This window comes from Acinetobacter sp. YH01020 (assembly GCF_013420275.1).
Taxonomy (GTDB): Bacteria; Pseudomonadota; Gammaproteobacteria; order Pseudomonadales; family Moraxellaceae; genus Acinetobacter; species Acinetobacter amyesii.
Map to the genome: position 1 here is coordinate 70226 of NZ_VOYN01000003.1, position 18288 is coordinate 88513.

Below are 18288 nucleotides of genomic sequence, written 5' to 3' on the forward strand. Positions count from 1 at the left end.
CATTCAAATCTACCGATATTTCTCCAGTTTCAGCGCAATATCGTCCGCCCAAATCCACGAAAATACGTTAAAATATGCGATTGCTTTTTTGCCTTTGGAAATTTACATGAATTCGAAACCGCGTCTTTCTACATATTGGGTTACCTGTGCAGATGGACTGGAAACCTTACTCCGCGAGGAAATTGAAGGTTTAGGTGTTCAAAATATTGAACAGTTCCCGGGTCGTCTTGTATTCAAAGGCACACTTGAAGATGCGTACCGTATTTGCATGTGGTCACGTTTGGCTTCTCGTGTACTCACCCCGATTCATACACATGAATTAGAGTTCACGCATGATGCACGTGATGTAGCGGAAGAGCTCTATGAAGGTGCAATAAACTTTGACTGGTCACTTATTTTTGCACCACAAAGTACATTTGCTGTTCGTTTACACATCGAACGTGACATTAAAGTCAATTCTCAGTTCGCAACTTTACGTGTCAAAGATGGTGTGGTCGATTCCTTTATGGAAGCTGTGGGCAAACGTCCTAGCATTGACATTAAGCAACCTGAAATTACATTGTATGTATTAGCTGGCAAAACTGAACATACTTATTGCTTAGATTTATCAGGTGACTCTCTGCATAAACGCGGCTACCGTCGCTACATGACAGATGCACCGATTAAAGAAAACTTAGCGGCTGCCATCTTACAGAAAGCAAAACTTAAACAGCATCAACCCGATATTATCTTGGACCCAATGTGTGGTTCAGGGACATTTATCATTGAATCTTTAATGATTTTGACTGACCGCGCGCCAGGCCTTCTTCGTCGTTTTGGTTTTAATGGTTGGAATGGTCATGACCATGAACTTTGGATGTCGATCAAAGGCGAAGCTGCTGAACGTCATAAAGCTGCACTTGAAAACCCTCTCCCACAATTCTATGCATTTGATGCCGACTGGGAAGCGGTAAAAGCGACTAAACAAAATATTATCGCGGCAGGTTTCGAATCTGTACTTGATCAAATTAAGATTGAAGAACGTACACTTGCAGACTGGCCAGATTTCCAAGCAACAGGTAAGAAAAGCTTTGTTGTCACTAACCCGCCATACGGCGAGCGTTTAGGTGATAAAGCCTCTAACCGCGCACTGTATTTAGGTCTATCGGCACTGTTACAAAAGAACTTCCCGAACCAGCCTGCTGCGATTATTGCAGCACAAGTTGAACAGGCCGATGTCCTTGCCTTTAATGATCCGCAAATTTTGCGTTTGATGAATGGTAAGCTGCCAATTTACGTCCGTTTTGGTACAGTTAAACCTGCGGCAGTTCAAAAGCCTTTCCTAGAGCATTGGGAACCGCAACAATTTGAAAAAATTGAAGGTGCAGAAGACTTTACTAACCGTCTGCAAAAAAACATGCAGAATCTTAAAAAATGGGCAGTCAAAGAAAATATTTTCTGCCTACGTTTATATGATGCCGATTTGCCTGACTTTAATGTCGCGGTAGATTTGTATGGTGATCGTTTACACGTACAAGAATATGCACCACCGAAAAAAATTGACCCTGAAAAAGCCAAAAAACGCTTTAACTTAGCACTTCAAGCGATTCGTGCAGTGACAGGCTTAGGTCGTGATGCGATTTTCATTAAAACACGTGCGCGCCAAGAAGGTAAAAATCAGTACACCAAACAAAGTACTGCGTCTAAACGTTTTATCGTTCAAGAAGGCAAAGCTAAGATTTTGGTGAACTTAACAGATTACCTCGATACAGGTTTGTTCCTTGACCATCGTCAAATGCGTCTACGCATTGCCAAAGAAGCCAAAGGCAAACACTTCCTAAACTTATACAGCTATACCTCTACAGCGAGCTTACATGCGGCGCTTGGCGGTGCAGCAAGTACGACCAGTGTCGATTTATCAAATACCTACCTAAACTGGTCTAAAGAGAACTTTGTACTGAATGGTTTGACTGTAGATCATGCAGATGAACAACATCAGTTCTTCTCTAGCGACTGTTTTGAATGGTTAAAAGAAGGTCACGAGCAATATGACCTGATCTTTATTGACCCACCAACATTCTCTAACTCTAAAAAGTTCTATGGTACGTTTGATGTCCAACGCGACCATATGTCTTTGCTTAAACGTGCCATGAACCGTTTAACCACTGACGGAACGCTTTACTTCTCAAACAACTACCGTGGTTTTGAGATGGACGATGTGATCATGGTAATGTTTGACGTTGAAGAAATCAGCAATGAAACCATTGGCCTAGACTTTAAACGTAATACCAAAATTCACCGTGCATGGAAAATCACTCATCCACAAATCTAAGGTTTGACTTTAGAAATTCCTGATCTATGAAATGAAGCACGTCAGTGCTTCATTTCAACCACGACGCCATCTGGATACGTTACTCGAATATTTTCGTGTCGCTCTTGCAGCACAATACGGTTAATCGGTGCGACTTCTTGAGATTGTATTAACCCGACCTGATCCGCTGCCCTTTTCTTTTGAAGCAAATAATCACTCATGGTTGAGCCTTCAAGCTGCGTCTCTTGAATGATCTTATTATTACGATTAGATTTATGATTTGAATTTTTCTGCTGCTCTTCTTTGGGTTTAGCTGCCTCACTCTCAATAATATCTAAGGTTTCTTCACTAAACTTTTTTTCCCTTGCGTTTCATTCGACAAGCGTTGATCTGAAATTGACGCCCCCGCAAAAGCCATAGACTGAACAGCGATTAAAAAAATGCTACTAACAAGACTGTGTTTTACCCAAGAACATTTAGGCATGGATGAATGAACAAGTTTCCGTCTAAAAAAATAATCGTGTGACATGGTGTCTTTCCTATTGTTGTTTTCATTGGCTAGTTGCCCATTGACGCTAGCAACTTTTCAACTGTTCAACAATGGCTAGGCCGCTGTGTTCCGATAAACTGAAAATCATAATTCTGTAGCCAAAAATATAAAACCGCCAATCTATGACGGTTTTATATTTTCAAACTAAACGACTAACGACTGGTTGCTTATTTCTTTTGTATGGCTTGACCAAAAAGCTTTTGACCAAACTTATATTGCATACTCATGACCATGTTATTGCCATCGCGCTTGCCTTGCCCTGATGTTTCAAAACCAGCAAACATGGCTTCAGCTTCCTGTCCTGACAAACTTTTGCCCTGTAATTGCAAAAAGTTATTCATGATTGCAGTCATCATATTTTTATCAAAACTTAAGTCTGCTTGAAAATCCAGTAAGCTTGGCACCATTTTGATAAAAGACTCCATTGAAGCATGGTGACCCGGCATGACTTTCCCCACGACATTTGCAGAGGCTGTACCTCCACCAATACTGATCGAGTTATCTTTAGACTCAAAATCAAAACCTTGACTTGCGATTGCTAAGAAAGCTTGAGTCATTTCTTCACTTGATTCACCCACTGCATCGCATGAGTTTTCCACTTGATGCCAAAGTTCACTAAATGCTCGAACTTTATCCAAATTGACTTTATGCAATGCCAAATTCAGTGCGAAATCTTTGGTGACCGGTGAACCTGGGAAATCCATCTCATCTGCTTTTAAATAGCCTTCAAAGTCCACATCATGTTCATTTAGCTCGGTCTCCCAACGCAGTTGCATACCACGCATGCCGCCTGAGAACTTTTGATCTAAACGTTTGATAGAACCCGCTTGGATTTCAAGAAAACCATTTTCAAGATTTTCCTGATTTAAACCTTGATTGGTCTTCATCGAAAAATTTTGCACCATGGTTTGCATTGGACCTTCACTCAACCGAACCACAGGTAAATGGATTGAAAGCTCAGATACCTTAGTGGCTTGCCCCGGTAAACTATTGATTCGAATTTGCAATTGGCTGGCATCAGCTTGTACCGTTGCACCTTGTGCAGTCGTTTTAAATGCAGGAATCTGTAAATCTGTTTTACTTTGACCAATCCAATTGACCAAGGTTTTTGCCGTTAAATCCGAACCAAAAAGCTTGGCATATTCAGACGTACTTTGTTGTTGAACAATCTTAAAATTCGAGTTGATGTTATAGCCTTTCAACCCACGTTGAATCTGATCGGTACCCTTCAACACGATCACTTCTTTCGGTTTACACGGGTCTGTTTTCAGGGTTAATACCCAATCGACTGTTCCACCCATCAAGCCCATCTGATAATTGCTGTACTTTACATCAACATCTTGTACAGCTGCGGGCCAATTATTCTGTGTATAAAATTGGGCAAGAGATTTATCTGCATATAAATTCCCTCCCACCACTGCTGCTGAAAGCACCGCTAAACTGCCAATTCCCCACATCAACTTCGACATGTCTTTCTCATTCTGATTATTCTTTGCGCAGTATACTGAAGAACTCAGTTACATAAGTACACAATTAGAATGATTTTAAATGATTGATTTGGCAGTTTTAATTGATTTTTTGATCGTTATCACTTCCTCTATATACGCCCAACTTCAAAATAACTAATACGTTTACGATCAAAAGCAGCGTATGGATTGGCTTTAAAACTATGAAAATAGTGCTTGGCTTTTAACACATGTGAGGTCGTATTTTTCATCCACTCAATACGCGGGTCCTTCTCTGCCAAAGTAATACAATAGGTTTCTTTACCACGTTGCTTTGTCTGCTGTTTTGCATGAAAAATCAAACTTGCAAATACGTCCAGATGTTCAGGATGACATAGCGGACTATGCAACATTAAATAATCAAAGGTTCCATGAATTTTTGGCAGTGATAAAACACCACGCACACTGGCATAGGCATTATAAAAAGGTTTCATCAACTTTAATGACCTTGAATAATCGATCACTCGAGTTTGTTTAAAACTTTTTTGATTCCATAAGCCATAAAGTCCAACCAACTGATTGTGCTGATCGTAAATCAAATAGAAGTCATCTAGATTTAAGCATGCCCAAAATGGATTTTGACCATCTACCAAAGCATTAAAATCATAGCTAGGTAAAAAATTATAATGGTCTTTCATTTTTAAAATGAAATCATTCGCTTCATCTACACGTTCAGCAGTCAGGGTTTTAAATTGATATTGATTGAAAGTTTTTGGTTTCACTGCCTGTGAAACGGTAAAGGTTCGAATTTCATCATAAAAATATGGCAGCGGAAATCCAGATCTTTCATGATGTAAAATACTGGCAGCGACAATATTGTCGTTTAAAACCACACTTTCAAAAATCGTGTCTTGTGGTATTTCATCATGGAGATAGTCCATCAATAAGCGCATGACTTTAGCACCACGATACGCTGGATTCATTCTTAAATCGGCGACATAACGCATCAGGTCAGGCTGACCATTGATATAACAATAACGCCATCCCAAATTCATCATCGCAATCACGATAGATGGATCTTCCACAGGGACAACCACTTTTAAATCTGGACGATTATACTGTGCGTGGCTGGCATCAAAATAACTGGGGTGACGCGCATAAGATAATGTGATGCCATTGCTTGGCATAGTCTCTGCACTAATTTTCATTAGTTGCACATCATCTTCTACCGTCGCGTTTCGAACCGCAAACTTAGTCTCGTTCTTTGAATGATATAGCACCGTTTCGTCGAACGGTGCATCTAACACATCGATATCCATATTAATACTCAATTATTTTTGTTTTCATTTTTTTAAGTGGTTCAGGCTTAATATTCCCTTCAATCATGCCATTATTCATGGCTAATGTTTTGTAGTAATCCCATGCATCTTGCACATGAACCACTTCTGGTTCATCAAGTTGTCCCAAATCCCGTGCCAATTCATAATGAAAATTATGTTTTAGTAACCGATCTAGCGCTTGAGCAGACGGTTGTTTGTCTACATTGCCTTCACTGAGTAAAACATAATGCGGTTTTTTAACCGAACATTGTTCGATACCCAAGATACTAATTGGTAAATAATCCACTTGTTTAAACTCTGCAAGGACTTTAACTGCTGCATTGTGGTCGAGCTTTTCTCCGACCAAATCAACCGTCATTTTTCGACCTAAAAATTTAAAACATGGCACTTGCTGATAAAAGTCGGTGACTTCTAATTCATCATCAATCACATAACGAATTAATCCTGAACCTGTAGTAATCACAGGACTAACGATATCGCCTATTTTCAGTTGCCAAGATGGCACCACTTTTTGGCTGTCTTGCAAAATAAATTCATAAAAATGTGACTGATAACTTAAGGTAAAACGGTTTGCAAATGGAATCGTCACTACGCCTTCAGTTGCCCATAAACCTTTACCCTCAAATGCCACCCCTGCAATTCGTTGCTGTAGCTGTACTGCCCATTGCTCTGCGCTCGCTGTATCCCAACTCGAAACCAGACTGAGTTTAGGCCACAGTTTTTTCCACGCCGTTGCTTGGGTTAAATCCAAGTCTTGTAAGCGATAGCATTGTTGACAAGATTTAGGAACTTGCAGAAAACTCAAACCATCACGTTGCCATTGTCCAGTTTTTAAGACCTGTACAATTTCAGCTTGATGTTCTTGAATAATATCCAGCAATTGCAATGCAAATGTAGGACTCCATACCGAAATCATGCCTAAATGCTTATCTGCAACGAGATACACCGCGGTTGCAAACATGGCATCTTCGGCTGAATTCGCCATCGCAATTTCAGTCGGTACCGACTGGGTAATTTTACTCAACACTCGCTTCGACAGATTAAGCAGCGCACTGTCATCATTCAAATTACTATTTTCTAAAAGCTTTCGCTGGCTTTCAGGCAACCATGAAACCGACCAATAATGCGTTGAATTTTTAAGTTGTGGATGAGTTCGGTATAAATTGGTGAGCCATAACCCAATAGCTTCATCCAATTCATCTAAAAAAGCCTGAGTATAGGGAATGAATTTAATTGCTTCACTCGACCCACTGGTCGGTTGAAAACGGACAATTTTTTCAGGCCCCAAACAATTTTTGCCACTTTGTCTGGATTGTTCAATTTGGCTTTTCCAATTGCTATAACGCGAAAGCGGATATTTTTTGGAAAATTGCTCATAGCTTAGATTTTGCGAAATGTGCTGCTTTAAAAAATGACTTAATTTTTTACGTTGCACATTTTCCAGCTGATTTGCCTGCTGTGTATAGCATTGAAATGCTTTACGGCAGGCAATATTCAAAACTTGATGTGCAGTGGTGAGAAGCAATCCCATTAGGCCACCTTCGAGTCTGAACCTGTCGCAATATGCAATGTACGTGACTTATAACGTAACTTGCTGTCATGTTTACTTACACTGGTGGTCTTGGTTAAGAATCGATTTACATAACGGTATAAATCGCTCCAACGTAATTCACCAATGCACGGTAGTTCAGTTCCATCGACCCACGTTGGGTTCTTACCTTCAAAGAAAGCAATCTTGGTATTGTTTTCGCGCATCTCATGGGTGATAGGCGCAACATCTGCTTTGAGTGGCTGGTAGTCTTCGCCAAAATTCAGCAGACCTGTTTCATGGTTATAGTATTCTGAGAAATATTCTTTACAGTACGATTCGACAAAGTCTTTGAGATGAGCATTTTTCTCACCATAATGTGGATAGTAGCTGTAGTAGTTATTGGCTAAGAGCAGATAAGTTTTAAAGCCTTTAGAGATTAAAATCCAATATACAGGGGTTCTTGGATGACGAAATTTAAAACTAATAATATAACGGAACATTGCTCGAGTTAATGCACGATTCCCCCAATACTCTTTCTCAATAATGGTATCACCACTGAAAAAAGCATGTCGGGCTTTACCATCAACAATAAAGTCACGCTCCATAACCGTCGAGAATCCGACAATTTGATTATTTTTCGGTTCAATAATGAAAAAAACACCGGTTTTTTCTAAGAAGTCGCGTTCAAAAATTTCATAACGGGTATTGGCATAATATTTTTGGTAAATACCATACATGCGTTTGAGTTCTTGAACAGTGATGTCATCTGTACGTTTATATAAACTATAAGGTTCTTTTTTGATCTGCCTAAGCAGTTTAAATTCCATCATAATCATAATTCCCTGTTGCCATTCATTCATGATGAACGAGCGATATTGTTTTTGTTTTACAGAACACAGTCATCTCGTTGGATGTGTGCGGACGTCATATTAGTGGGTGAAAATGATGAAATGCAATGAACTTTACGTATTTAAACGAAAATTACGACAAGCGTAAAATTAAAAAACCCGGCCTAAACCGGGTTTCTGTTTTTACAACTGGATGTAGCAGATTTGTGCTTTTTAGTTGAGTTTTAACTTTTCAAAAGTTAGGTGATCTCCTTCCGCTTGAACGACAATCGTATCGCCCGGTTGGAAGGCACCTGATAAGATTTTCTGTGCCAATGTATTTTCAACTTGTTGTTGGATAGCACGTTTCAGAGGACGTGCGCCATACACAGGGTCAAAACCAGCATCGATAAGTAATTCAAAGGCACTATCTTCAACCGCCAGACTCATGTCTTTATCTGCCAAACGAGAACGTAAGCGATCCAACTGAATATCCGCAATGCCACGAATTTGCGCTTTTTGTAAAGAGTGGAAAACCACCAACTCATCAATACGGTTCACAAATTCAGGTCGGAAATGTTCAGATACCGCAGCCATAACCACAGCGCGAACTTCGTCTTTCGACGGGTTTTCACCTAATTCACGAACATCGGTTGAACCTAAGTTCGAGGTCATCACGATCACGGTGTTTTTGAAATCAATCACACGTCCTTGTGAGTCTGTTAATCGACCATCATCCAACACTTGAAGTAAGATGTTAAATACATCTGGATGTGCTTTTTCAACCTCATCAAACAACACTACACTATAAGGTTTACGACGAACAGCCTCGGTTAACACACCACCTTCTTCATAACCCACATAGCCCGGAGGCGCACCTACTAAACGGCTCACCGAATGCTTTTCCATAAACTCTGACATGTCGATACGAATAATCGCATCATCACTGTCAAATAAGAAATTACCTAAAGCTTTGGTTAACTCAGTTTTACCTACACCTGTAGGCCCAAGGAATAAGAATGAACCACTTGGGCGGTTTGGATCGGATAATCCTGCACGAGAACGACGCACCGCATTCGACACTGCTACGACAGCTTCATCTTGACCCACTACACGGTTATGTAAGAACTCCTCCATGTGTAAGAGTTTTTCACGTTCACCTTGCAGCATTTTCGCAACAGGAATACCTGTAGCCGCACTTACCACTTCAGCGATTTCATTTTCAGTGACTTTGGTACGAATCAGTTTCGGTTCTTCATTCACCTCGGCAACTTCTTCTTCATTCAAGCGTTTTTGCAACTCAGGAATAACACCATATTGCAAACGGCTAGCTTCTGCTAAATCACCTTCACGTTGTGCTTTTTCAAAGGCAGTACGTGCTTTATCTAGCTCAATTTGAGCCTGATTCGTGCCGTCAACCAAACGTTTTTCCGCAATCCACACTTCTTCCAAATCACTATATTCTTTTTGAACTTCAGCAATTTGTTTCTCTAGGTGCTCAACTTCAGCTTTTGAGACTGAATCTGCATCTTTTTTCACGGCTTCAAGTTGCATTTTCAATTGAATTAAACGGCGGTCTAAACGGTCAAGTGGCTCAGGTTTTGAGTCAATTTCCATTTTGATTCGTGATGCTGCTTCATCAATCAAATCAATGGCTTTGTCTGGCAACTGACGGTCTGTGATGTAACGATGCGACATTTTTGCCGCAGCAATAATCGCTGAGTCTAAAATTTGCACACCATGATGGGTTGCATATTTGTCTTTTAGACCACGTAAAATCGCAATGGTGTCTTCCACACTCGGTTCATCAACGATCACTTTTTGGAAACGACGTTCTAATGCCGCATCTTTTTCGATATATTGACGATATTCATCAAGTGTTGTCGCACCTACACAGCGTAGCTCACCACGCGCTAATGCAGGTTTAAGCATGTTACCAGCATCCATTGCACCATCGCCTTTACCTGCGCCAACAAGCGTATGTAGTTCGTCAATGAAAAGAATAATCTCGCCATCATATTTGGCTAAATCTTTTAGAACTGCTTTCAGTCGTTCTTCAAATTCACCACGGTATTTTGCACCCGCAAGCAATGAACCAAGGTCGAGTGAAAGTACACGTTTACCTTTCAGACTTTCAGGAACTTCGCCATTGACAATACGCTGTGCCAAACCTTCTACAATCGCAGTTTTACCCACACCCGGCTCACCAATCAGTACTGGGTTGTTTTTGCTACGGCGTGATAAAACCTGAATGGTACGGCGAATCTCTTCGTCACGACCAATAACTGGATCTAACTTACCTTCTAATGCACGTGCATTGAGGTCTAAGGTATATTTGTTGAGTGAATCACGTTGATCTTCGTGGTTATTACTCATGACTTGTTCACCGCCTCGTATTTGTTCAATCGCTTTTCGTAATTTATCTGTCGTTACGCCTACACTATTTAATAAGGTTTTGGTTTTACCCGTTTCAGCTAAACCGAGAATCACCCAATCTGTAGAAAGAAACTCATCACCAGCTTTTTGAGCAAAACTGTCGGCTAAATTCAGCGCCTTGACTGCTTCAGGATTTAGGTTGATGTCCCCTGTAGGCGTCGCAATGGTGGCAGTATCCTGTAGGGCTTGCTGAAGTTTGGTTTTTAACTCAGGAAGATTAGCACCTGCCTGTTGTAACAAGCTTTGGTTCGAAGGCTCCTCAAGCAATGTCGAAAGAATATGGATTCCTTCAATGGCTGTATGGTCTTTCCCCATTGCTAATGATTGTGCATCGGATAATGCTTGCTGCAAACGGTTTGTGAATTTTTCAAATCGCATTCTTGTTATACCTCACAACAAATTCTGTACTTGAAGCATATATGGGAGTCATATTTAAAATTTCAAATACATTTTTTAAATATTTTTCAATGAGTTAATTTTAAGATATAGATAAATCTCAATTATAATATTGGCATAAATAGAATAGTTTTCAAGTCATTTATTGCAGAATTTAGTACTTTATTATGTTGTTTAAATACATATGTTTTTTTAAACAATTTTCTTGTCAACTCAACTGACTTTCTGAGAAAAAATTCAATGATTTTCCACTAGCTTAAATCACATAAATGCCAAAAAGCCCACATTTACATGCAGGCTTTTACATAATCCACTGAAAAGTTCAGCTTAAGGTGCAGGATTTGGCTGTTGGCGATGAATATCTTCAATTCCTTTTAAAATGTCTTCTGATAAATTCACATCAAACGCATCAATATTTTCTTTCAACTGATCTAGATTTGTCGCACCAATAATTGTACTGGTGACAAAAAATTGCTGCTTAATAAATGCTAGTGCTAACTGTGTCAACGTTAAACCATGCTGTTCAGCCAATTGTGCATATTGTTCTGTTGCCCATTCACTCTCCGCATTTGAATAGCGGCTGAAGCGTGAAAATAGTGTCACTCGAGCATTGGCAGGACGTGCACCATGACGGAATTTACCTGTTAGATAACCAAATGCTAAAGGTGAATATGCCAATAAGCCCACGCCTTCGTAGTGTGCAATTTCAGATAAACCGATTTCATAAGTACGATTCAACAAACTATATGGATTTTGCACACTGACAATTTTTTCTAAACCATGCTTTTCTGCAAGTTGTAGGAATTTTAACGTTCCCCATGGCGTTTCATTAGATAGTCCAATTGAGCGAATTCGACCTTTTTTCACCTCATGACTTAAAGCAACTAATGTTTCTTCTAAATTGGTAATAGTTTGCGTACTGTTTGCTTCGGCATTGCCATAACCCAATTTACCGAAAAAGTTGGTTGGACGTTGCGGCCAATGCAACTGGTATAAGTCAAGATAATCTGTTTGTAAGCGCTGAAGAGAATGATCCAGTGCAGACTCAATTTCCGAAGCAATAAATTTAGTTTGCCCGTCACGAATATGACTACCGCCTTGTGACGGCCCTGCAATTTTTGAAGCTAAGATTAATTTATCACGTCCACCGCGAGCTGCAATCCAGTTACCAATAATAGTTTCAGTTGAACCTTGGGTTTCAGGTTTCGGTGGGACAGGATACATTTCTGCAGTATCCCAAAAGTTAAGACCACGCTCTAAAGCATAATCCAGTTGCTCGAAAGCTTCTGCTTGGGTGTTTTGTTCACCAAACGTCATAGTGCCTAAACAAATTTCTGGAACTAAAATTCCGCTATGTGCCAATGGTTTAAATTGCATGCCACAAATTCCCTCTTTATTTTAAATATCAATATATAAGTCACGAAGTAGCTTACCTAAGATATCGGCTTTGTTTAAATCATAATTTTCTGTTTATTTGTCAAAAAATGTGCGAAAGGTTGCTTCCGCTATAATAGTGAGAAATGAATAGACATAAAAAAAGCAAACCCCTGAGTTTGCTTTTTTAGATTCGGAAGACTGATTATTCTTCGTCGTCGAAATCATCTGAAGCCAATTGGCTTTTCTCTTCAAGCGATGCATCAAAAATTAGAATCGCTTTACCATCAGTTTCAATCATGCCTTGCTCTTCAAGTGTTTTTAGAACACGACCAACCATTTCACGGGAACAACCCACAATACGACCAATCTCTTGACGAGTAATACGAATCTGACGACCATTCGGCAAAATCATTGCTTCTGGTTGTGAAGATAAATCAATTAAGCAACGTGCAATTCGACCTGACACGTCTATAAACGCAAGGTCAGTTACTTTACGCGTCGTATTTTTAAGACGGCGTACAAGCTGTGCAAATACCGCATAACTTAAGTCTGGGTATTGTTTACTTAATTCATGAAAGTTTTCATAGGTAATCTCAGCAATTTCACATACATCTCGCGTACGTACTTCTGCAGTACGTTGTGCATTTGCTTCGAATAGACCCATTTCCCCAAAAAAGTCACCCGCATTTAAGTACGCAACCACAATTTCACGCTCATCATCTTCGCGTAAAATGATAGATACTGAACCCTTAAGAATTAAATACAAAGATTTAGATTCTGAGCCCGCATCAATGATTGTTGTACGTTTTGGGTAACGATTAATATATGCACGTTTTAATAATGCCTTCACCGACTCAGGTAACTGCCCCGGAGATAGCGCATCTGTGCTAAGTTGTGAAAAGTTTGAAGTCATGCTAACAGTTTCCGAATATGGATAATTTATAGATCGCACAAGACCTAAAGTGAACTTGTCACACGTAAGAGTTGAAATTCCTTATCAACTCAATTTATGTTAGTGTACAGGTACTGCGTAAATTTATAGCTTTTTTTAGGGACTTGCAATGCAAACTAGTGTTCATTGGCTAGAGAATGTTGCTTTTGAAGCAAAAACTCAAAGTGGTCACACTGTTATGATGGATGGATCACAAGAATATGGCGGTGAAAACCGTGGTCCGCGCCCAATGGAACTGATTTTAACAGGACTTGGTGGTTGTGCATCTTTCGATATTGTGACGATTTTAAAGAAAGCACGCCAAGACATTACTGATGTTCGTTGTGAATTAAATGCAGAACGTGCCGACACTATTCCTGCTGTATTCACTAAAATTCATTTGCACTTTGTAGTCACTGGTCATGGCGTGAAGGAAAAGCAAGTTGCAAAAGCGGTTGAACTTTCTGCTGAAAAATACTGTTCTGCTAGTAAAATGCTGATGGATGGTGGTGTAGAAATTACCCATGACTTCGAAATTTTAGAAACTGAAGATGCATAATTTATTTGTTCAATTAAGAGCCGCATAGAATGCGGCTTTTTTGTTTCAAATAATCCGCTATAGCATACATTGTATAAAGCACTGCTATATAGTCATAAACGCAGAAATATGAGCCAAAGAAGTTTGGCTTAATCACTTAAACAATCAATATCCAAATTGATGTATTTACACCCAATTCCATCTCATGATGATTTTACGACTCAATCCATATGAATCTATTCAAGCCAAATACGATTGAAAACGATTGCGAAGAACACCTTACATATAAGTAGATTTGATTTAACTATAGTCTTAATAACACTTTAATTAGGGTGTGTTGACACTTTTAGCTTAAAAAAATAGCGAAGTAGTAAAATCAAATCGCCAAACCCAATTTTACTATTCGCTATGCCTCGTACCAGGCTGACAGATCAACACTGGCAAAAGTTGAAAGTTATTCTGCGTAATTTATCCATTCACCACAACTCAAATTTACGCAATTTTATTGAAGCTATTCTCTATAGAATTAGAACAGGCTGTCCGTGGCGAGATATTCCTTCTTGTTTTGGTCATTCAAACTCTATTTTCAAACGTTTTAATCGTTGGTCAAGCAGCGGTAAGTTACTTAGATTATTCAAATTACTAGCCTCATGCCCCGATATGGAGTGGATTTTTATTGATGGCTCTCATGTACGTGCTCATCAACATTCTGCCGGCATATCGAATCAATCTATTTCTAAAAGTGTAGGAGGAAACTCCTCAAAAATACATTTGATTGTTGATGCACATGGCAATCCTATTGATTTCATGATTACCGATGGAACCACACATGATGTTAAAGTTGCACCTGATTTAATATCAACATTAGATTTAAAAGAGACATAAGTCGTATGCGCAGATAAAGGCTATGATTCAGAACCACTGCGTGAACAGATCAGGAAAACAAGCACCAAAGCGAATATACCAAGGAAAACGAATAGCAAATCGAACAATGACCATATGGACTGGTATTTATATAAAATCAGGCATTTAGTTGAAAATATGTTTTGCAGATTAAAGGAGTTTAGAGGAATAGCTACTCGATATGACAAGCTCAAAAGGAATTATCAAAGTTCTGTTGCTTTAGCCTGTATATTTTTATGGCTACCTTTATAGGGTTAATTATGAACAGTAAATGTCAACAGACCCTAATAATTTCAGATAAAAAAAGCAGAATCATTCTGATTCTGCTTTTTGAATTTGGTAGGTATATCCAGACTCGAACTGGAGACCTCTACGATGTCAAGGTGGATAACATTTTATAAATATCAATGAATTAAGTAGCATTGACACAAAAACTGACACACTATGATTTTAGTCTATTTTTATCTAAATTCACCTGACACAATGATTATATCGGGTTTTAGCAGAATTTATAGTATCTTGAAACAGCAAAGCCCTCACTTAACTGGCCAACTATCGTATAACCTCATTGCGTCCAGTGAATGTCCATCAGCTTTTTCTGCCAAGCTTCGATATTCTGCTGTGCAACTTTCGAGTAGCTCTGAGTTGGCAATGGTGTAGTTAATGATGGTTTGCTTGGGAGCACTGGACAAACGTTTGTTGGCTTCACTGAGTTGCTTTGACAACCCACTAGCAGCCAAGTCAGCACTACGAGCGGCAGCATTCGCATCTTGTATTTTTTTAATCGCATTTTGTTCTACCTCTATAATTTTAGCTGACCATGTTTGCATAATGGCGGCTTTTTCCTCTTGAGCCTGATCAATTGCATCTTGATAAGGCTTAATAGCATCAGCTACTGCTTTAGTTTTAACTTTTTCAGCATTTGCCAATTTTCCAGCAAGAGAATTGGCATAAAAAACATATCCAAAGATAAATATCATCAAGCCTAAAATAATGTATTTGTAAAATTTACCTAACACAGCATCAATCATTTAAGCCACCTTTAGGAATAATGATTTTTCTTTTGCTCGACGATTGACTAAGCCTTGAATACGCTTTCCATTATCAAACACCCAACGATCAAATTGACTTGCAGCCGAGGTCAAACTGTTTTGATTAATAAGAGTAAGCATTGTGCTTTTTACAAATGCGGTTTCGCCTATGTTGTAGACAAAAGAAGCCAATGCATCAAATTGGTTTTGATTAAGATTGACTTTGACATTTTTATCAAGACAAGCATCAACCCATACACAATCGTTTTTAAGCCATTGTTCAGCTTCATTTCTCGTGCAAGTATCGCCTTTTTTAACTGATGTGCCATTTGGGTATTTAATGGTACCAAAGCCAATAGTCCAAACACCTCCTGTATCTAAATAAGCTGTTGAACGAAACCCCTCAGCATCTCTAATAATTGCATAACCATTCTCAGAAATATCTCGCTGTCCATTTACTAAAGGTGTAGGTATTTCAAAGCCAATAAGTTTTGCAAAAACATTTAAGCCATTTTTCTCAATAATCTGATCACCAGCTACAACCTGAGATTGACTTAATTTGCCACCAGACATAGCACGAAGCCATGAATATACCTGAGCAACTTGTTGTGATTGATCTGCGCTCATTGTTTATCACCTTTACCATTACTAAGTATTGAAATAAAGGCAGCTTTGACCTCACTAATAACCTCGGATAAAGGCTTACCCTGCATCAGTGCAATGGACTGATAAAGAATGCCTATCCCTAATAATCCAAAAACTGCAAACATAAGCATCACAAAGCCTTGAGCCATGTGAGAATATTTTGATAATTCGTAATATTCAATAAATGCTGAACCGCCATAAAGGCTGACTGAAACGCTGAATAAAAACTTGCCTATAACACCCAAAGAAACTTGAATTTTTCCGTTTTTATCAATGTCACCACTTAATACCAGGGCAAGAATAGCCCCCACTACGGCAGGCACAACTTTGATGATCCATGGAATTGTGTTTTCTTGCATAACTTGCCCCGAAATAAAACTCTACTTTATTTCGTAGAGTTTTATTTAAAGGCGGTTATTTAGCGAACCTTACAGGGGGTTGATACTGCTGTAAAATTAAACTATCGTGATTTCAGATAATTATTAAAGTTTTGGTGGGGATATGTTTTGCAATCAATGCGGACAACAGAATGTAGATAGTGCGAGATTTTGTAGTAATTGTGGCAATAAATTAGAGATTCAAAATATTCAAGCTTCACATGCACCACCGCAACTAGAAAAAACTGACTCTCCACGACCAATAAAAAAACGCGTTGAACTCTGGAATCCTAATGCTGCTGCTAATTGGAGCTTATTGTTTACGCCAATTTTCGGTTCATATTTGCAGATGAAGAACTGGCAAGCTCTTGGAAAGCTAGAAGATGCAAATACTGCTAAAAACTGGATAATTTTTACCATTATTTTTATTTTGTTTATAAATTTCGCTACACCTTTTATTTGGGATGATATTGAAAAAGTAACGATCATTTCAAGAGGTTTAGGCTTTTGGTATATCATTATTTGGTATTTTGCCTATGCAAGAAAACAACCAAAATATGTAAAAGAAAATTTAAATGATAAATATCAAAAGAAATCTTGGCTTACCCCTTTATCTAGTGCAACGGTTATTTTATTTATATCATTTACCGTTTTAATGGTTGTTAGTTCTTCAATTATTCAATCACTACCAAATCAACAAATATCAGAACAAAAAAATGATGTTGATTGGGATAATGGAATAATTACCCCTCCATCTTCTTCATTAACTTGTGGAGAAAACTCAGGCTCATCACCCAAAGGGCTGGAGTTTTATGGACCTATAAGCTACAAACTATCTGACAACAATCCAGTAAAAACCCAAGTAACATGGGGAATTAAATACGCAGATTCAAATTTGCAAAATGATTCATATTCAGGTTCATTGCGTATTCGTTTGTATGCTGTGTCTGAATCTTATTCAGGATCTAGTTTGAATGGCTACGTTATAGGAGAGTATTTTCCTAACTTCAATGGCGATGGCTCAGCTTCTACGAATCAACTTAAAGTTAATTATAATGTAGAGAATATTGTTTCTAAAGATGAAAAAAATCTAAAAATACCATCAGGAAAGTACTGTACAGTAATCACGCTTGAGGAGTTTGATGAACAATCCTGCTCAAGTACTGACCGTTTTTGTATCCAATCGTGGATGCAATTTAAAGATCCTGCAACTTTTTTTTAAACAAATACTTATATAAATTACAACGAAAAAGCCGACTTAATGTCGGCTTTTTTAATTCAATTGATTAATTAATTCTAACATTTTGCTTTTCGATGGATCGTCATCAGGTAGCTTTTCAGCTAGTTTAAGTACAAGAAGATTATAGTTTTTTAACCATAATTGCATCTATTGATCTATGCCCTGTTTGACTTTCCCGATGAGGCTTTATCTCAATACCTAGTTCAAATTTATTATCTTCTAAAAAGTCATTCAACTCTTCAAACTCTTGGGATGTATGATCTTTGAAAAATTTTACACCTTTTGGATGCATAGCCTGAAGTTCTTCAAAAATTAAATCATAATTAATCATAATTATTTCATCTGTTTATAAAGTGAGTTTAATTTTTCACTAGTTTAAATTTTTATTCAATATATAAAATGAACAAAGCGACCTAGTCAGTCGCTTTGTA

The 18288-nt window shown here is 38.5% G+C and carries 15 protein-coding genes and 1 pseudogene; 4 read left to right on the forward strand and 12 right to left on the reverse strand.

All coding sequences use genetic code 11. From position 1 onward, the window contains the following. Positions 1 to 106 precede the first annotated feature (106 nt). Positions 107 to 2311 (forward strand): bifunctional 23S rRNA (guanine(2069)-N(7))-methyltransferase RlmK/23S rRNA (guanine(2445)-N(2))-methyltransferase RlmL, encoded by a 2205-nt coding sequence (rlmKL, locus tag FTT85_RS02180; RefSeq protein ID WP_180182722.1) that lies wholly within the window; start codon positions 107 to 109, stop codon positions 2309 to 2311. A 41-nt stretch (positions 2312 to 2352) separates the two neighbouring features. Here the strand turns inward: rlmKL and FTT85_RS02185 are convergent, their stop codons facing one another. The 8 genes from FTT85_RS02185 to crp form a co-directional block, all read right to left on the reverse strand. After that, complete coding sequence (locus FTT85_RS02185; protein ID WP_180182723.1) at positions 2353 to 2511, reverse strand: hypothetical protein; 159 nt, start codon at positions 2509 to 2511, stop codon at positions 2353 to 2355. Between the two features lie 496 nt (positions 2512 to 3007). Further along, positions 3008 to 4309, reverse strand: a complete 1302-nt coding sequence (locus tag FTT85_RS02190) for a DUF945 family protein (RefSeq protein ID WP_180182724.1) — start codon at positions 4307 to 4309, stop codon at positions 3008 to 3010. Between the two features lie 128 nt (positions 4310 to 4437). Then, positions 4438 to 5604, reverse strand: coding sequence for a GNAT family N-acetyltransferase (locus FTT85_RS02195; protein ID WP_180065483.1), 1167 nt, complete (start codon positions 5602 to 5604; stop codon positions 4438 to 4440). A gap of 1 nt (position 5605) precedes the next feature. Beyond that, on the reverse strand, positions 5606 to 7156 hold the full coding sequence (locus FTT85_RS02200) for a GH3 auxin-responsive promoter family protein (RefSeq protein ID WP_180182725.1): 1551 nt from the start codon (positions 7154 to 7156) through the stop codon (positions 5606 to 5608). Continuing rightward, the gene (locus FTT85_RS02205) at positions 7156 to 7992 is read right to left on the reverse strand and encodes a hypothetical protein (RefSeq protein WP_306674414.1); all 837 of its coding nucleotides are present in this window, start codon (positions 7990 to 7992) and stop codon (positions 7156 to 7158) included. The genes FTT85_RS02200 and FTT85_RS02205 overlap by 1 nt, the downstream gene beginning before the upstream one ends. A gap of 225 nt (positions 7993 to 8217) precedes the next feature. Next, on the reverse strand, positions 8218 to 10797 hold the full coding sequence (clpB, locus tag FTT85_RS02210; protein WP_180065479.1) for an ATP-dependent chaperone ClpB: 2580 nt from the start codon (positions 10795 to 10797) through the stop codon (positions 8218 to 8220). A gap of 345 nt (positions 10798 to 11142) precedes the next feature. After that, positions 11143 to 12192 carry an NADP(H)-dependent aldo-keto reductase gene (locus FTT85_RS02215; RefSeq protein WP_180182727.1) on the reverse strand — a complete coding sequence of 350 codons (1050 nt, stop codon included), beginning with the start codon at positions 12190 to 12192 and terminating at the stop codon, positions 11143 to 11145. A gap of 202 nt (positions 12193 to 12394) precedes the next feature. After that, positions 12395 to 13105 carry a cAMP-activated global transcriptional regulator CRP gene (gene crp, locus FTT85_RS02220; protein WP_078191819.1) on the reverse strand — a complete coding sequence of 237 codons (711 nt, stop codon included), beginning with the start codon at positions 13103 to 13105 and terminating at the stop codon, positions 12395 to 12397. A 148-nt stretch (positions 13106 to 13253) separates the two neighbouring features. Here crp and FTT85_RS02225 point away from each other — a divergent pair, with 148 nt between their 5' ends. Together FTT85_RS02225 and FTT85_RS02230 are read left to right on the forward strand one after the other, a co-directional pair. Next, complete coding sequence (locus FTT85_RS02225) at positions 13254 to 13682, forward strand: OsmC family protein (protein ID WP_078191820.1); 429 nt, start codon at positions 13254 to 13256, stop codon at positions 13680 to 13682. Between the two features lie 387 nt (positions 13683 to 14069). Then, positions 14070 to 14816: pseudogene (locus tag FTT85_RS02230) on the forward strand (IS5 family transposase). A gap of 284 nt (positions 14817 to 15100) precedes the next feature. Here FTT85_RS02230 and FTT85_RS02235 read toward each other — a convergent pair. The 3 genes from FTT85_RS02235 to FTT85_RS02245 are packed head-to-tail and all read right to left on the reverse strand — an operon-like array spanning position 15101 to position 16599. Next, positions 15101 to 15595 carry a hypothetical protein gene (locus FTT85_RS02235; RefSeq protein WP_180182728.1) on the reverse strand — a complete coding sequence of 165 codons (495 nt, stop codon included), beginning with the start codon at positions 15593 to 15595 and terminating at the stop codon, positions 15101 to 15103. Next, the gene (locus FTT85_RS02240; RefSeq protein ID WP_180182729.1) at positions 15596 to 16222 is read right to left on the reverse strand and encodes a lysozyme; all 627 of its coding nucleotides are present in this window, start codon (positions 16220 to 16222) and stop codon (positions 15596 to 15598) included. It abuts the gene before it with no gap. Continuing rightward, positions 16219 to 16599, reverse strand: coding sequence for a hypothetical protein (locus FTT85_RS02245; protein ID WP_004761334.1), 381 nt, complete (start codon positions 16597 to 16599; stop codon positions 16219 to 16221). The genes FTT85_RS02240 and FTT85_RS02245 overlap by 4 nt, the downstream gene beginning before the upstream one ends. A 142-nt stretch (positions 16600 to 16741) precedes the next feature. On the opposite strand from FTT85_RS02245, the gene FTT85_RS02250 reads away from it, so the two are divergent. After that, on the forward strand, positions 16742 to 17839 hold the full coding sequence (locus FTT85_RS02250; RefSeq protein WP_180182730.1) for a zinc ribbon domain-containing protein: 1098 nt from the start codon (positions 16742 to 16744) through the stop codon (positions 17837 to 17839). A 139-nt stretch (positions 17840 to 17978) separates the two neighbouring features. On the opposite strand, the gene FTT85_RS02255 is transcribed toward FTT85_RS02250, so the two are convergent. Then, the gene (locus FTT85_RS02255) at positions 17979 to 18188 is read right to left on the reverse strand and encodes a hypothetical protein (protein ID WP_010112791.1); all 210 of its coding nucleotides are present in this window, start codon (positions 18186 to 18188) and stop codon (positions 17979 to 17981) included. Between the last annotated feature and the right edge of the window lie 100 nt (positions 18189 to 18288).

Excerpts from the sequence above, each read along its gene's own strand:
- FTT85_RS02185 (WP_180182723.1), bottom strand. The coding sequence starts at position 2,511 with ATGAGTGATTATTTGCTTCAAAAGAAAAGGGCAGCGGATCAGGTCGGG.
- clpB (WP_180065479.1), bottom strand. The coding sequence starts at position 10,797 with ATGCGATTTGAAAAATTCACAAACCGTTTGCAGCAAGCATTATCCGAT.
- FTT85_RS02200 (WP_180182725.1), bottom strand. The coding sequence starts at position 7,156 with ATGGGATTGCTTCTCACCACTGCACATCAAGTTTTGAATATTGCCTGC.
- FTT85_RS02250 (WP_180182730.1), top strand. The coding sequence starts at position 16,742 with ATGTTTTGCAATCAATGCGGACAACAGAATGTAGATAGTGCGAGATTT.
- FTT85_RS02240 (WP_180182729.1), bottom strand. The coding sequence starts at position 16,222 with ATGAGCGCAGATCAATCACAACAAGTTGCTCAGGTATATTCATGGCTT.
- FTT85_RS02255 (WP_010112791.1), bottom strand. The coding sequence starts at position 18,188 with ATGATTAATTATGATTTAATTTTTGAAGAACTTCAGGCTATGCATCCA.
- FTT85_RS02245 (WP_004761334.1), bottom strand. The coding sequence starts at position 16,599 with ATGCAAGAAAACACAATTCCATGGATCATCAAAGTTGTGCCTGCCGTA.
- FTT85_RS02205 (WP_306674414.1), bottom strand. The coding sequence starts at position 7,992 with ATGATTATGATGGAATTTAAACTGCTTAGGCAGATCAAAAAAGAACCT.
- rlmKL (WP_180182722.1), top strand. The coding sequence starts at position 107 with ATGAATTCGAAACCGCGTCTTTCTACATATTGGGTTACCTGTGCAGAT.
- FTT85_RS02190 (WP_180182724.1), bottom strand. The coding sequence starts at position 4,309 with ATGTCGAAGTTGATGTGGGGAATTGGCAGTTTAGCGGTGCTTTCAGCA.
- FTT85_RS02235 (WP_180182728.1), bottom strand. The coding sequence starts at position 15,595 with ATGATTGATGCTGTGTTAGGTAAATTTTACAAATACATTATTTTAGGC.
- FTT85_RS02225 (WP_078191820.1), top strand. The coding sequence starts at position 13,254 with ATGCAAACTAGTGTTCATTGGCTAGAGAATGTTGCTTTTGAAGCAAAA.
- FTT85_RS02195 (WP_180065483.1), bottom strand. The coding sequence starts at position 5,604 with ATGGATATCGATGTGTTAGATGCACCGTTCGACGAAACGGTGCTATAT.
- crp (WP_078191819.1), bottom strand. The coding sequence starts at position 13,105 with ATGACTTCAAACTTTTCACAACTTAGCACAGATGCGCTATCTCCGGGG.
- FTT85_RS02215 (WP_180182727.1), bottom strand. The coding sequence starts at position 12,192 with ATGCAATTTAAACCATTGGCACATAGCGGAATTTTAGTTCCAGAAATT.